The organism is Streptomyces sp. NBC_00663 (genome assembly GCF_036226885.1).
Lineage (GTDB): Bacteria > Actinomycetota > Actinomycetes > Streptomycetales > Streptomycetaceae > Streptomyces.
Genome location: NZ_CP109027.1, coordinates 6,196,558 through 6,209,693, shown reverse-complemented (window position 1 = coordinate 6,209,693; position 13,136 = coordinate 6,196,558). Strand labels below are relative to the sequence as shown.

The 13,136-nt window shown below is 70.5% G+C and carries 11 protein-coding genes; 7 read left to right on the top strand and 4 right to left on the bottom strand.

The window, feature by feature from the left end; all coding sequences use genetic code 11:
• Positions 1-512 precede the first annotated feature (512 nt).
• Both OG866_RS28380 and recD2 read right to left on the bottom strand, forming a co-directional pair.
• Positions 513-1,802, bottom strand: coding sequence for a citrate synthase (locus OG866_RS28380; RefSeq protein WP_329338988.1), 1,290 nt, complete (start codon positions 1,800-1,802; stop codon positions 513-515).
• A gap of 150 nt (positions 1,803-1,952) precedes the next feature.
• Positions 1,953-4,253, bottom strand: coding sequence for an SF1B family DNA helicase RecD2 (gene recD2 / locus OG866_RS28375; protein WP_329338987.1), 2,301 nt, complete (start codon positions 4,251-4,253; stop codon positions 1,953-1,955).
• Between the two features lie 224 nt (positions 4,254-4,477).
• Between recD2 and OG866_RS28370 the strand changes: the two genes are divergently transcribed.
• Entirely contained in the window at positions 4,478-4,606 is a 129-nt protein-coding gene (locus tag OG866_RS28370; RefSeq protein WP_329338985.1) for a hypothetical protein, read from the top strand.
• Positions 4,607-4,613: 7 nt separating this feature from the next.
• Here OG866_RS28370 and OG866_RS28365 read toward each other — a convergent pair whose 3' ends face one another.
• Positions 4,614-5,888, bottom strand: coding sequence for an MFS transporter (locus tag OG866_RS28365; RefSeq protein ID WP_329338983.1), 1,275 nt, complete (start codon positions 5,886-5,888; stop codon positions 4,614-4,616).
• On the bottom strand, positions 5,885-6,475 hold the full coding sequence (locus OG866_RS28360; RefSeq protein ID WP_329338982.1) for a helix-turn-helix domain-containing protein: 591 nt from the start codon (positions 6,473-6,475) through the stop codon (positions 5,885-5,887). Before OG866_RS28360 ends, OG866_RS28365 begins: the two co-directional genes overlap by 4 nt.
• On the opposite strand from OG866_RS28360, the gene OG866_RS28355 reads away from it, so the two are divergent.
• The 6 genes from OG866_RS28355 (at position 6,474) to rbsD (ending at position 12,989) form a co-directional block, all read left to right on the top strand.
• On the top strand, positions 6,474-6,992 hold the full coding sequence (locus OG866_RS28355; protein WP_329338981.1) for a GNAT family N-acetyltransferase: 519 nt from the start codon (positions 6,474-6,476) through the stop codon (positions 6,990-6,992). The two genes, OG866_RS28360 and OG866_RS28355, sit on opposite strands and share 2 nt — an antisense overlap.
• A gap of 155 nt (positions 6,993-7,147) precedes the next feature.
• Complete coding sequence (locus OG866_RS28350; RefSeq protein WP_329338979.1) at positions 7,148-8,185, top strand: LacI family DNA-binding transcriptional regulator; 1,038 nt, start codon at positions 7,148-7,150, stop codon at positions 8,183-8,185.
• Positions 8,182-9,705 (top strand): sugar ABC transporter ATP-binding protein, encoded by a 1,524-nt coding sequence (locus OG866_RS28345; protein ID WP_329338977.1) that lies wholly within the window; start codon positions 8,182-8,184, stop codon positions 9,703-9,705. The genes OG866_RS28350 and OG866_RS28345 overlap by 4 nt, the downstream gene beginning before the upstream one ends.
• Entirely contained in the window at positions 9,695-11,632 is a 1,938-nt protein-coding gene (locus tag OG866_RS28340) for an ABC transporter permease/substrate-binding protein (protein WP_329338975.1), read from the top strand. The genes OG866_RS28345 and OG866_RS28340 overlap by 11 nt, the downstream gene beginning before the upstream one ends.
• A 68-nt stretch (positions 11,633-11,700) precedes the next feature.
• Positions 11,701-12,603: a ribokinase gene (locus OG866_RS28335; RefSeq protein ID WP_329338974.1), complete on the top strand. Its 903-nt coding sequence runs from the start codon at positions 11,701-11,703 to the stop codon at positions 12,601-12,603.
• Entirely contained in the window at positions 12,600-12,989 is a 390-nt protein-coding gene (rbsD, locus tag OG866_RS28330) for a D-ribose pyranase (RefSeq protein ID WP_329338973.1), read from the top strand. Before OG866_RS28335 ends, rbsD begins: the two co-directional genes overlap by 4 nt.
• Positions 12,990-13,136 lie beyond the last annotated feature (147 nt).

Here is a 13,136-nt window from a genome sequence, read left to right as displayed (position 1 = left end):
CCCCTTGCGTATCAAACGGACAAATGCAAGAGACGCAGATCACAGTGATGTGAACGTAACCATCGAAGGGGTTCGAAGGTCTAAATTGGCGATGTCAGGCCGCGTCTTGGGGGGCGCAACCTGGCATCTGGGGATGTCTTGGGGGACTTCCTCAGAGATGCGTTGCCGGGACACGTACGTCGGGAAGCTTTGAGCGGCCCTCCCGACCGTGCGCTGTCCCGGCAGACCGCACACCGCAGTACACACAAGTAGGAGTACGACGAGTTTTGCTCGTTCTGCTCAACACAGCGATTCAGGCGCTGTTTTCTCACAGACGCCCGGCCGGATCCCGTGGGGGGAATCCGCACCGGGACATGGGAAGGCGCCCTGGACGTCGGCCCGTGGGGGGACCGCCGCCAGGGCGCCTTCTGTTTTCCACGCTCACTTCCCACTCACTTCCCGGCCCACGACGAGGCCCCGCAGCCGGCATCGGCATACGGGGCCCTGTGTGGCCTTACGGCTCAGCGCAAAGGTCAGCGCTCTTCGACCGGGATGAAGTCGCGCTCCACAACGCCCGTGTAGATCTGGCGCGGGCGGCCGATGCGGGAGCCGGGCTCCTTGATCATCTCGTGCCACTGGGCGATCCAGCCCGGGAGGCGGCCGAGGGCGAAGAGGACCGTGAACATCTCGGTCGGGAAGCCCATCGCGCGGTAGATGAGGCCCGTGTAGAAGTCGACGTTCGGGTAGAGGCTGCGCGAGACGAAGTAGTCGTCGGAGAGCGCGTGCTCCTCCAGCTTGAGCGCGATGTCCAGCAGCTCGTCGGACTTGCCGAGGGCCGAGAGGACGTCGTGCGCCGCCGCCTTGATGATCTTCGCGCGCGGGTCGAAGTTCTTGTAGACCCGGTGGCCGAAGCCCATCAGCCGGACGCCGTCCTCCTTGTTCTTCACCTTGCGGATGAAGGTGTCGACGTCACCGCCGGAGGCCTGGATGCCCTCCAGCATCTCCAGCACGGACTGGTTGGCACCGCCGTGCAGCGGACCCCACAGCGCGTTGATGCCGGCCGAGATCGACGCGAACATGTTCGCCTGCGACGAGCCGACGAGGCGGACCGTGGAGGTCGAACAGTTCTGCTCGTGGTCGGCGTGCAGGATGAGCAGCTTGTCGAGGGCGGAGACCACGACCGGGTCGGGCTCGTACTCCTGCGCCGGGACCGAGAAGGTCATGCGCAGGAAGTTCTCGACGTAACCGAGGTCGTTGCGCGGGTAGACGAACGGGTGACCGATCGACTTCTTGTACGCGTACGCCGCGATCGTCGGAAGCTTGGCGAGCAGCCGGATCGTCGAGAGGTTGCGCTGCTTCTCGTCGAACGGGTTGTGGCTGTCCTGGTAGAACGTCGACAGCGCGGAGACGACCGACGACAGCATGGCCATCGGGTGGGCGTCGCGCGGGAAGCCGCGGTAGAAGTTCTTGACGTCCTCGTGCAGCAGGGTGTGCTGCGTGATGTCGTTCTTGAAGACGGAGAGCTCGTCGACGGTCGGCAGCTCGCCGTTGATCAGCAGGTAGGCCACCTCAAGGAAGGTGGAGCGCTCGGCCAGCTGCTCGATCGGGTAGCCGCGGTAGCGGAGGATGCCCGCCTCGCCGTCGAGGTAGGTGATGGCGGATTTATAGGCGGCGGTGTTGCCGTAGCCGCTGTCCAGGGTCACCAGACCGGTCTGGGCGCGGAGCTTGCCGATGTCGAAGCCCTTGTCGCCGACGGTGCTGTCGATCACCGGGTAGGTGTACTCGCCATCGCCGTACCGCACTACTACAGAGTTGTCGCTCACGTCATCCCTCACCGACGTTGTGCCTCTTCTTCGAGGTTGCCCTGACTGTCTCTACCATCCCCCATTCGGCGCAGGAGAGTGCACTGGGGGTCGACCATTGGGCCTATTGGCGGCACTCAGTGCCGCCAACTTGCCCATCCTGCCCCTCCCCTACCCGGTTCCGGAAGAGCTCTGTGACCTAGGTGACTCATTTGATCGATCATTTTTTGGTGAGAGCCTGAAGTCCAGTGCCGTGCAGCGCCGCCCCGCCGACACCGTGCGCACCGCCTGGCCGATCGCCTTGCGTGAACCGACCAGCACGACCAGCTTCTTGGCCCGGGTGACCGCCGTGTACAGCAGGTTGCGCTGAAGCATCATCCAGGCCCCGGTGGTGACCGGGATCACCACCGCCGGATATTCACTGCCCTGGGAGCGGTGAATGGTCACCGCGTACGCGTGGGCCAGCTCGTCCAGTTCGTCGAACTCGTACGGCACCTCCTCGTCCTCGTCCGTCAGCACCGTCAGGCGCTGGTCGACCGGGTCGAGCGAGGTGACCACTCCCACGGTGCCGTTGAAGACGCCGTTCTTGCCCTTCTCGTAATTGTTGCGAATCTGGGTGACCTTGTCGCCGACCCGGAAGACCCGGCCGCCGAACCGCTTCTCCGGCACATCGGGACGGCCGGGCGTGATCGCCTGCTGCAACAGACCGTTGAGATTGCCGGCGCCCGCAGGGCCTCGGTGCATCGGCGCGAGCACCTGGACGTCCCGGCGCGGGTCGAGCCCGAACTTGGCCGGAATCCGACGGGCCGCCACATCCACCGTGAGCCGCCCGGCCTCCTCCGTGTCGTCCTCGACGAAGAGGAAGAAGTCCTTCATGCCGTCCGTGACGGGATGCTGCCCGGAGTTGATCCGGTGCGCGTTGGTCACCACCCCGGACTGTTGCGCCTGCCGGAACACGCGCGTGAGACGGACCGCGGGGAGGGGGCTGTCGTCGGCGAGCAGATCCCGCAGCACCTCGCCCGCGCCGACGGACGGCAGCTGGTCGACGTCTCCCACGAAGAGCAGATGCGCCCCCGGCGGCACCGCCTTCACCAGCTTGTTGGCGAGCAGCAGGTCCAGCATGGAGGCCTCGTCCACGACCACCAGATCGGCCTGGAGCGGGCGGTCCTTGTCATAGGCCGCGTCCCCGCCCGGCTTCAGCTCCAGCAGACGGTGGACGGTGGAGGCCTCGGCGCCGGTGAGCTCGGCGAGGCGTTTGGCGGCGCGGCCGGTGGGGGCGGCGAGCACGACCCTGGCCTTCTTGGCGCGGGCCAGCTCCACGATCGAGCGGACCGTGAAGGACTTGCCGCAGCCCGGGCCGCCGGTCAGGACGGCGACCTTCTCGGTGAGCGCCAGCTTGACGGCGGCCTCCTGCTCGGGCGCGAGGTCGGCCCCGGTACGGCCCTTCAGCCAGGTCAGCGCCTTGTCCCAGGTCACGTCCCGGAAGCCGGGCATACGGTCCTCGGCCGTGCGCAGCAGGCGCAGCAGCTGGGCGGCCAGGGAGAGTTCGGCGCGGTGGAAGGGGACGAGGTAGACGGCGGTGACGGGTTCGCCGTGCTCACCGGGGACCTTCTCCCGTACGACGCCCGGGTCCTCGCCCTCCTCGGCGGGCGCGGCCAGTTCGGCGAGGCACTCGATGACCAGGCCGGTGTCGACCTGGAGCAGCTTCACCGCGTCGGCGATCAGCCGCTCCTCGGGGAGGTAGCAGTTGCCCTGGTCGGTGGCCTGCGACAGCGCGTACTGGAGGCCGGCCTTCACGCGCTCCGGGCTGTCGTGCGGTATCCCCACGGACTGGGCGATCTTGTCGGCGGTGAGGAAGCCGATGCCCCAGACGTCGGAGGCGAGCCGGTAGGGCTGGTTCTTCACGACGGAGATGGAGGCGTCGCCGTACTTCTTGTAGATGCGCACCGCGATCGACGTCGACACCTCGACGGTCTGGAGGAAGAGCATGACCTCCTTGATCGCCTTCTGCTCCTCCCAGGCGTCGGCGATCTTCTTGGTCCGCTTCGGACCGAGGCCGGGCACCTCGATGAGCCGCTTGGGCTCCTCCTCGATGATCCGCAGGGTGTCCAGGCCGAAATGCTGGGTGATGCGGTCGGCGAAGACCGGGCCGATGCCCTTGACCAGGCCGGAGCCCAGATAGCGGCGGATGCCCTGGACGGTGGCGGGCAGGACGGTCGTGTAGTTCTCGACGGTGAACTGCTTGCCGTACTGCGGGTGGGAGCCCCAACGCCCCTCCATCCGCAGGGACTCCCCCACCTGGGCGCCGAGCAGCGCGCCGACGACGGTGAGCAGGTCGCCGCCGCCCCGGCCGGTGTCCACGCGCGCGACCGTGTATCCGTTGTCCTCGTTGGAGTAGGTGATCCGCTCCAGCACGCCTTCGAGGACGGCGAGCCGCCGCTCGCCCGTCGCGTTCCCCGCCTGTTGAGCCATGATCCGACGGTACCGGTGCGGTAGGACAACGGCCGGGGTTGTCCACAGGCGGGGACCTCGCCACGGCCGTCCACCCCGGCTGGACCGAACCGTCCCCCTGCCGCAGCCGGTTGGCTCCCTGGACCGGCCCGACCTGGCCCATCTGGAGCGGCTCGTCCGTGACCCCGCTTGGACGGGCCGGCCCGGGGCCGGGTGCTCCAGGTGCCGGCGGACGCGGTTGCGTCTTGCGGCCCCTCGCCCGGGTCCTCGGGGACCTGTACCGGTTCCTCGGCGAGGAGCGCCACGCGTACGCCGTGGCCGAGCGGGTCGCCCGTGCCTGGGGCGCGCCGGCCGGCCGGGCGGATTCTTCTTGAACGCGCCTCACCCTTCGCTGTCCCCGGTGCGTACGACGCCGACGGCGGCCAGCAGCGCGGCGAGTGCCGTGAGGGTGGTGCCGGTCCAGCCGACGGCTTCGAGCAGTGGCGCCGCGATCGTCGTACCGACGGCTCCCACCGTGAAGTACAGCACCAGGTAGACGCTGCTGAGGCTGCCGCTCCGGTCGGGGTCGAGAGCCATGACCCGGCTCTGGTTGGCCGCCTGGGCGGCGAACGCGCCGGCGTCGAAGAGGGCCAGGCCGAGGGCGGCGATCAGGGGGGCGCCGAGGCCGGTGGCGAGCAGGGCGGTGCCGGTCGCGGCGGTCACCAGCGCGGCCGTGATCACCGTACGGGGGCTGTGGCGGTCGGTGAGGCGGCCGGTCAGCGGCAGGGCGACGAAGCCGAGGAGGCCCGCCAGGCTGTAGATGCCGATGGCGGTGGGGTCGAGGGAGTACGGAGGGCGGCCGAGGGCCAGGGCCAGGCTGACCCAGATCAGGTTGAAGGCGAGGTACCACAGGCCGCCGGCGGCCACCGCCCGGCGCAGGCCGGGGTGTCGGCGCAGGAGGCGGGGCAGTGTCTGGACCGCGGCCAGGTACGTGCCGCGCGCGGGCGGCCGTTCCCCCGGCAGCAGCCTCGCGACGGCCGACGCGCACAGCACCGCGGCGGCGGCGAAGACCAGCAGCATCGCCCGCCAGCCGAGGGCGTCCGCGAGGGCCCCGCCGACGAGGCGGCTGAGCAGGATGCCGGCCGACATCCCGGCGGCGACCGTGGCCACGGCACGCGCGCGGCGTCCGTGGGGAGCGAGGCGGCCCGCGATGGTGCCGGCCTGCGCGGCGGCGCCGGCCGTGGCGCCGATGAGGAGGTAGGCGGCGAGGAGCACGCCCGCGCCGGGGGCCGCCGCGGCCAGGACGAGGGCGGCGGCGAGGGCGGTGAGCTGGGCGGCCAGCAGACGGTCGGGGGCCACGCGGTCGGCCAGCGGGAGCAGCAGCACGAAGCCGGTCATGCAGCCGAGGAGCGCGGCGGTGGGGATCAGGCCGATCACCGACAGCGGGACGTGGAGCTGGGCCGCGACGTCGGTGAGCGCGGGCTGGATCGCGTAGTTGTTGGCGATCGCCGTGCCGGCGACGACCGCGAGCAGGAAGGTCCGGCCCCGACGGCCGGGACGGCCGGGCACCGGTACCGAGTGGCGCGCGGGGGCCGGGGCGGGTGACCCCACCGGGTCGGCGGTGACGCGGGGGTCCGTCGACGCGCGGCGCCGCGCGGGTCGTATCGGTCGCCTCATGGCTTCGGGTGCCGGGCCAGGACGACGACGTAACGGCACTCGGTGTCGGTGTTGTTGACGAAGACGCGCGCGGCCGGTTCACCGAGCTCGATGGTGTCTCCCGCGTGGAGATCGTGGACCAACTCGCCCTCGTGGAAGGTGAGTTGTCCGTCCAGCACCCACACCAGCTGCCGGATGAACGCGAACGCCGCGGCGGGGTAGGGGACTTGCGCCCCGGCGGGCAGGCGGATCTCGGCGATCTCCGTGGGGAAGCGGGGGCTGGTGATCTGGCGGCGCCGGTAGCCCGTCTCCGGGTCGCGCCACACGGCCGCGTCGGCCTCCCGGCGCACCCGCTCCCCCTCGGCCTCGGCCGCGGCCTCGCCCTCCGCCGACGCCAGCAGCGAGGACACGCTGAGCTGGAACGCGGCCGACAGCTTGCCGAGGACGACCGCCGTGGGGCTGCTCTCCTCCCGTTCGATCCGGCTGATCATCGCCTGGGAGACACCGGAGGCCTCGGCGAGCTGCGCCAGGGTCCAGCGACGGCGTTCCCGTTCGGCACGCACGCGTGCGGCGATCTGGCGCACCAGTGGATCTACTATGTTGGACATGAATCCAATATACGAGAACAAGGTCGGTGTGACGGTACGTCCGGCGCGGCCCGCGGACGCCGAGGCGGTCCGTGAGATCCGCAATCACGCGATCGAGCACTCCACGGCCCTGTGGACGGACCGGACCCTGTCCGTCGCCGAGGGCGCGGCCTGGCTGGCCGCCCACCTGGAACGCGGCTCCGCGTTCGTCGCCGAGGCCGACGGGGAGGTCGTGGGCCTCGCGACGTACGGGCCCTGGCGGGAGAAGGAGGGCTACCGGCACACCGTGGAGAACTCGGTCTACGTCCGCGAGGGGCGCCACGGCCTGGGTATCGGCTCCGCGCTGCTGGCCGCCGTCATCGACTCCGCCCGCGCGGCCGGTCACCACGTGATGGTCGCCGGGATCGAGGCCGAGAACAGCGCGTCGATCCGGCTGCACGAGCGGTTCGGGTTCGAGCACGCGGGGACCGTCCGGGAGGTCGGCATCAAGTTCGGGCGCTGGCTGGACCTGACGATCATGCGGCTGCCGCTGAGCTGAGCAGCCCTTCATCACGATCTGATCTCAGAGGCCGGTCGGGGGCTTGATTAACTTCCGTGTAATCGATTCCAATCCTCCGTACACGCCGATGTAATCGATTCCATGAACCGATCGCACGGCTGGAAACGATCGATCCACGAGGAGGTGGAGCAGCGATGGCGAGCATCAAGGACGTCGCAGCCGAGGCGGGAGTGTCCGTCGCCACGGTGTCGCGCGTCCTGAACGACCATCCGTCGGTCAGCGCCGACGCACGCACGCGCGTGCTGGCCGCCGTGGCGGAGCTGGGCTACCGCCCGAACGCTGTCGCCCGTTCGCTGCGCACCGACCAGACCCACACCCTCGGCCTGGTCATCAGCGACGTGCTCAACCCGTACTTCACCGAACTGGCCCGCTCCGTCGAGGAGGAGGCCCGCGCGCTCGGCTACAGCGTCATCATCGGCAACGCCGACGAGCGACCCGACCTCCAGGACCACCACGTACGGACGCTGCTCGACCGCCGTATCGACGGCCTCCTGGTCTCCCCCACCGACGGCGGCTCCCCGCTGATGCTGGACGCCGCGCGCGCGGGGACGCCGATGGTCTTCGTGGACCGGTGGATCCCGGGCGTGGACGTGCCGGTGGTCAGGGCCGACGGACGGGCCGCCGTCCGGGACCTCGTGGCGCATCTGCACGCGCTCGGGCACCGGCGGCTCGCGATCATCGCGGGCCCCGCCGCCACCACGACCGGCAGCGAGCGCGTCGAGGCCTTCCGCGAGGCCCTCGCCGAGTACGGCATCCCCCTCCCGGACGCCTACACAGGGCAGGGCGACTTCCAGGCCGAGAGCGGACGGCGGGTCACCGAGGGCTTCCTCGACCTGCCCGAGCCGCCCGAGGTCGTGTTCGCCGCCGACAACCTGATGGCGCTCGGCGCGCTGGACGCCGTACGCGCGCGTGGGCTGCGGGTCCCCGAGGACCTCGCGCTCGCCGCGTTCGACGACATCCGCTGGTTCGTGCACACCGATCCGCCGATCACCGCGATCGCCCAGCCCACGGGCGAGCTGGGGCGCGCCGCCGTGCGCGCGCTCGTCGACCGCATCGAGGGACGGGACCCGCGGTCCGTCACTCTCCCCGCCCGTCTCGTCGTACGCCGCTCGTGCGGCGAGCAGCCGGCTTCCCCCGAGCCGGCCCCCGTACAGAACAGGAGCACGTCGTGAGCAACCCGGACGAGTTGCTGCGCATCGAAGGCATTCGGAAGACCTTCCCGGGCGTGGTCGCGCTGGACGGCGTCGACTTCGACCTGCGCCGCGGCGAGGTGCACGTCCTCCTCGGTGAGAACGGCGCGGGCAAGAGCACCCTCATCAAGATGCTCTCCGGCGCCTACACACCCGACGAGGGCCGCATCCTGGCCGCCGGCGCGGAGGTGCGCATCCATGGTGCGCAGGATTCCGAACGCCTCGGGATCGCCACCATCTACCAGGAGTTCAACCTCGTCCCCGATCTGACGGTCGCCGAGAACATCTTCCTGGGCCGCCAGCCGCGCCGGCTCGGGATGATCGACCGGAAGAAGATGGAGGCCGACGCCGAGGTCCTGCTCGCGCGCGTGGGTGTCGACGTGTCGCCCCGCGCGCGGGTGCGTGAACTCGGCATCGCGCGCCTACAGATGGTCGAGATCGCCAAGGCGCTGAGCCTGAACGCGCGCGTGCTGATCATGGACGAGCCGACCGCGGTGCTCACCTCCGAGGAGGTGGAGAAGCTCTTCGCGATCGTACGCACACTGCGCGAGGACGGCGTCGGGATCGTCTTCATCACGCACCACCTGGAGGAGATCGCCGCCCTGGGCGACCGGGTCACGGTCATCCGCGACGGCAGGTCCGTCGGCCAGGTCCCCGCCTCCACCCCGGAGGACGAGCTCGTACGCCTGATGGTCGGCCGCTCCATCGAGCAGCAGTACCCGCGCGAACAGCCCGAGAAGGGCGCCGCGTTGCTGACCGTCGAGGGGCTCACCCGGGACGGTGTCTTCCACGACGTGTCCTTCGAGGTGCGCGCCGGTGAGGTCGTCGGCATCGCGGGGCTGGTCGGCGCCGGGCGGACGGAGGTCGTGCGCGCGGTGTTCGGCGCCGACCCGTACGACCAGGGCGCGGTGAAGGTCGCCGGCGCGGCGCTGAAGCGGCATGACGTCAACGCGGCCATGGCGGCGGGCATCGGGCTGATCCCCGAGGACCGCAAGGGCCAGGGGCTGGTCCTGGACGCGTCCGTCGAGGAGAACCTCGGCCTGGTGACGCTGCGCTCGGCCACGCGCGCGGGGCTCGTCGATCTCAAGGGGCAGCGCGAGGCCGCCGCCCGGATCGCCGGGCAGCTGGGCGTGCGGATGGCCGGACTGGGCCAGCACGTACGGACGTTGTCCGGCGGCAACCAGCAGAAGGTCGTCATCGGCAAGTGGCTGCTCGCCGACACCAAGGTGCTGATCCTCGACGAGCCGACGCGTGGCATCGACGTCGGCGCGAAGGTCGAGATCTACCAGCTGATCAATGAACTGACCGCGGCCGGCGCCGCCGTCCTGATGATCTCCAGCGACCTTCCCGAGGTGCTCGGCATGAGCGACCGGGTCCTGGTCATGGCCCAGGGCCGGATCGCCGGTGAACTCCCCGCCGACGAGGCCACGCAGGACGCCGTGATGGCGCTCGCCGTCAGCAACCCCAACACCCTTGAGAAGGAGGCCCCTCGTGGCCACTGACACGCTCAAGAGCACGACGGGCGCCTCAGGGCTGCGCCGGCTGCTCCTCGACAACGGCGCGCTGACCGCGCTGATCGTCCTCGTCATCGCGATGTCGGCGCTGTCCGGTGACTTCCTGACGACGGACAACCTCCTGAACGTCGGCGTCCAGGCGGCCGTGACCGCCATCCTCGCCTTCGGTGTGACCTTCGTGATCGTCTCGGCGGGCATCGACCTGTCGGTCGGCTCGGTCGCCGCCCTGTCGGCCACCGTCCTCGCCTGGAGCGCCACTTCGCAGGGCCTGCCGGTGGTCCTCGCGGTACTGCTCGCCATCGCGACCGGCATAGCGTGCGGCCTGGTCAGCGGTTTCCTGATCTCGTACGGCAAACTGCCGCCGTTCATCGCGACGCTCGCCATGCTGTCCGTGGCGCGCGGTCTGTCGCTGGTGATCTCGCAGGGCTCCCCGATCGCCTTCCCCTCCTCCGTCTCGCACCTCGGTGACACCCTCGGCGGCTGGCTGCCGGTGCCCGTCCTGGTGATGATCGGCATGGGTCTGATCACGGCGTTCGTGCTCGGGCGGACGTACATCGGCCGTTCGATGTACGCGATCGGCGGCAACGAGGAAGCGGCCCGCCTCTCCGGTCTGCGGGTGAAGAAGCAGAAGCTCGCGATCTACGCCTTCTCCGGTCTGTTCGCGGCGGCCGCCGGCATCGTGCTGGCCGCCCGTCTCTCCTCCGCGCAGCCGCAGGCCGCGCAGGGCTATGAGCTCGACGCGATCGCCGCGGTCGTCATCGGCGGCGCGTCGCTGGCCGGTGGTACGGGCAAGGCGTCCGGGACGCTGATCGGCGCGCTGATCCTGGCGGTGCTGCGCAACGGCCTCAACCTGCTGTCCGTCTCCGCGTTCTGGCAGCAGGTCGTCATCGGTGTCGTCATCGCGCTGGCGGTGCTCCTGGACACCGTCCGCCGCAAGGCGGGTGCGACGCCGGTGGCGGCGGGCACGGGCGGCAACAAGGGCAAGCAGGCGATGACCTATGTGCTCGCGGCCGTGGTCGCCGCGGCGATCGTGGGCGCCACCTCCCTCCTGCACAGCGGCACCTCGGAGGCGAAGAGCCAGAAGATCGGTCTGTCGCTGTCCACCCTCAACAACCCGTTCTTCGTGCAGATCCGCGCCGGTGCGCAGGCCGAGGCGAAGAAGCTGGGCGTGGACCTGACGGTCACCGACGCGCAGAACGACGCCTCGCAGCAGGCCAACCAGCTGGAGAACTTCACCAGTTCGGGCCTCGGCACGATCATCGTCAACGCGGTGGACTCCGACGCGGTGACCCCGGCGGCGAAGGCCGTCAACAAGGCGGGCATCCCGCTGGTCGCCGTCGACCGCGCCGTCAACAACGCGGACACCGCCGCCCTCGTCGCCTCCGACAACGTGGCCGGCGGCAAGCTCGCCGCCAAGGACCTCGCCGAGAAGCTGGGCGGCAAGGGCAGGATCGTCGTCCTCCAGGGCCAGGCCGGCACCTCCGCCAGCCGGGAGCGCGGCGCCGGTTTCGCCGCGGGGCTCAAGGCCTACCCGGGCATCGAGGTCGTCGCCAAGCAGCCCGCCGACTGGGACCGCACCAAGGGCCTGGACGTCATGACCAACCTGCTCCAGGCCAACCCGGACATCGACGGTGTCTTCGCCGAGAACGACGAGATGGCGCTCGGCGCGATCAAGGCGCTCGGTTCCAAGGCCGGAAAGTCCGTCCAGGTCATCGGCTTCGACGGAACCGAGGACGGCCTGAAGGCCGTCAAGGCTGGCACGCTGTACGCGTCGGTGGCGCAGCAGCCGGCCGAACTGGGCAGGATCGCCGTGCAGAACGCGGTGAAGGTGGCCGAGGGCGACAAGGTCGAGAAGTCGGTGATGGTGCCGGTGAAGGTGGTCACGAAGGAGAACGTGGCCGACTTCGCGGGCTGAGACCAAGGCCGGCGGGCGCTCGTCACGGGCGCCCGCCGGCTCACGTCATCTCATAGGGGAGCAACTTCATGTACGACTACGACCTCCTGGTCGTAGGGTCGGCCAACGCCGACCTGGTGATCGGTGTCGAGCGCCGGCCGGCGGCCGGGGAGACCGTGCTCGGCTCCGACCTGGCCGTCCACCCGGGCGGCAAGGGCGCGAACCAGGCGGTCGCGGCCGCCCGGCTGGGCGCGAGTACGGCCCTGCTGGCCCGGGTCGGCGACGACGGCCACGGCCGGCTGCTGCTGGACTCGCTGCGTTCGGCCGGGGTCGACACGGTGGGCGTGATGGTCGGCGGGGCGCCGACGGGGGTCGCGCTGATCACCGTGGACCCGTCGGGCGACAACAGCATCGTCGTCTCACCGGGCGCGAACGGCCGGCTCACGCCGGAGGATGTGCGCGCGGCGGGAAGCCTCTTCCATGCCTCGCGGGTGGTGTCGGCGCAGTTGGAGATCCCGCTGGAGACGGTCGTGGCGGTGGCGTCGAGCCTCGGGCCGGACAGCCGTTTCGTGCTGAACCCGTCCCCGCCGCGCCCGCTGCCCACCGTGCTGCTGGCGGCCTGCGACCCGCTGATCGTCAACGAGCACGAGGCGAAGGTCATCCTCGGCGACTCGGCGATCGGCGACAACCCGGAGGACTGGGCGCGGATCCTGCTGGCGAAGGGCCCGCGGTCGGTGGTCGTCACCCTGGGCGCGCAGGGCGCGCTGGTGGCGTCCAGGGACGGGGTGAGCCGGGTGGCGTCGGTCAAGGTCGACGCGGTGGACACGACGGGTGCGGGCGACGCGTTCACGGCGGCGCTGGCGTACCGGCTGGGCACGGGGGCCTCGTTGACGGAGGCGGCGGCGTACGCGGCCCGGGTCGGGGCGGCGGCGGTGACGAGGGAAGGGGCGCAGGTGTCCTTCCCCACGGCCGAGGAGGTCGACGCGCTGTGAAGAAGGCGGGCATCCTCAACCGTCATCTGTCCGGTGCGCTGGCCGAGTTGGGGCACGGCGACGGGGTGCTGGTCTGCGACGCCGGCATGCCGATACCGGACGGCCCCCGCGTCGTCGACCTCGCCTTCCGGGCCGGGGTGCCGTCGTTCGCGGAGGTACTGGAGGGGCTGCTGGCGGAGCTGGTCGTGGAAGGGGCGACGGCGGCCTCGGAGGTGCGGGAGGCGAATCCGGCGGCGGCGGAGCTGCTGGGCGGGTCCTTCACCGACTTGGAGTTCGTCTCCCATGAACGGCTCAAGGAGCTGTCGGCGGGGGCACGGTTGGTCGTACGGACGGGCGAGGCGCGGCCGTACGCGAATGTGCTGCTGCGGTGCGGGGTGTTCTTCTAGACACGCCCTCCGGAAACGCCCGGAGAAGCTTCGAGGGGGCCTGGTCCGTCGACCAGGCCCCCTCGGCTTTCCCCTCCAGTCAGAACCCCCGCGATCCCCCCAGATCCCCTCCCCAGAAGTCCTGATGCCATGTACGACCCGCGAGGT

Excerpts from the sequence above, each read along its gene's own strand:
- recD2 (WP_329338987.1), bottom strand. The coding sequence starts at position 4,253 with ATGGCTCAACAGGCGGGGAACGCGACGGGCGAGCGGCGGCTCGCCGTC.
- OG866_RS28365 (WP_329338983.1), bottom strand. The coding sequence starts at position 5,888 with ATGAGGCGACCGATACGACCCGCGCGGCGCCGCGCGTCGACGGACCCC.
- OG866_RS28355 (WP_329338981.1), top strand. The coding sequence starts at position 6,474 with ATGAATCCAATATACGAGAACAAGGTCGGTGTGACGGTACGTCCGGCG.
- OG866_RS28360 (WP_329338982.1), bottom strand. The coding sequence starts at position 6,475 with ATGTCCAACATAGTAGATCCACTGGTGCGCCAGATCGCCGCACGCGTG.
- OG866_RS28350 (WP_329338979.1), top strand. The coding sequence starts at position 7,148 with ATGGCGAGCATCAAGGACGTCGCAGCCGAGGCGGGAGTGTCCGTCGCC.
- OG866_RS28335 (WP_329338974.1), top strand. The coding sequence starts at position 11,701 with ATGTACGACTACGACCTCCTGGTCGTAGGGTCGGCCAACGCCGACCTG.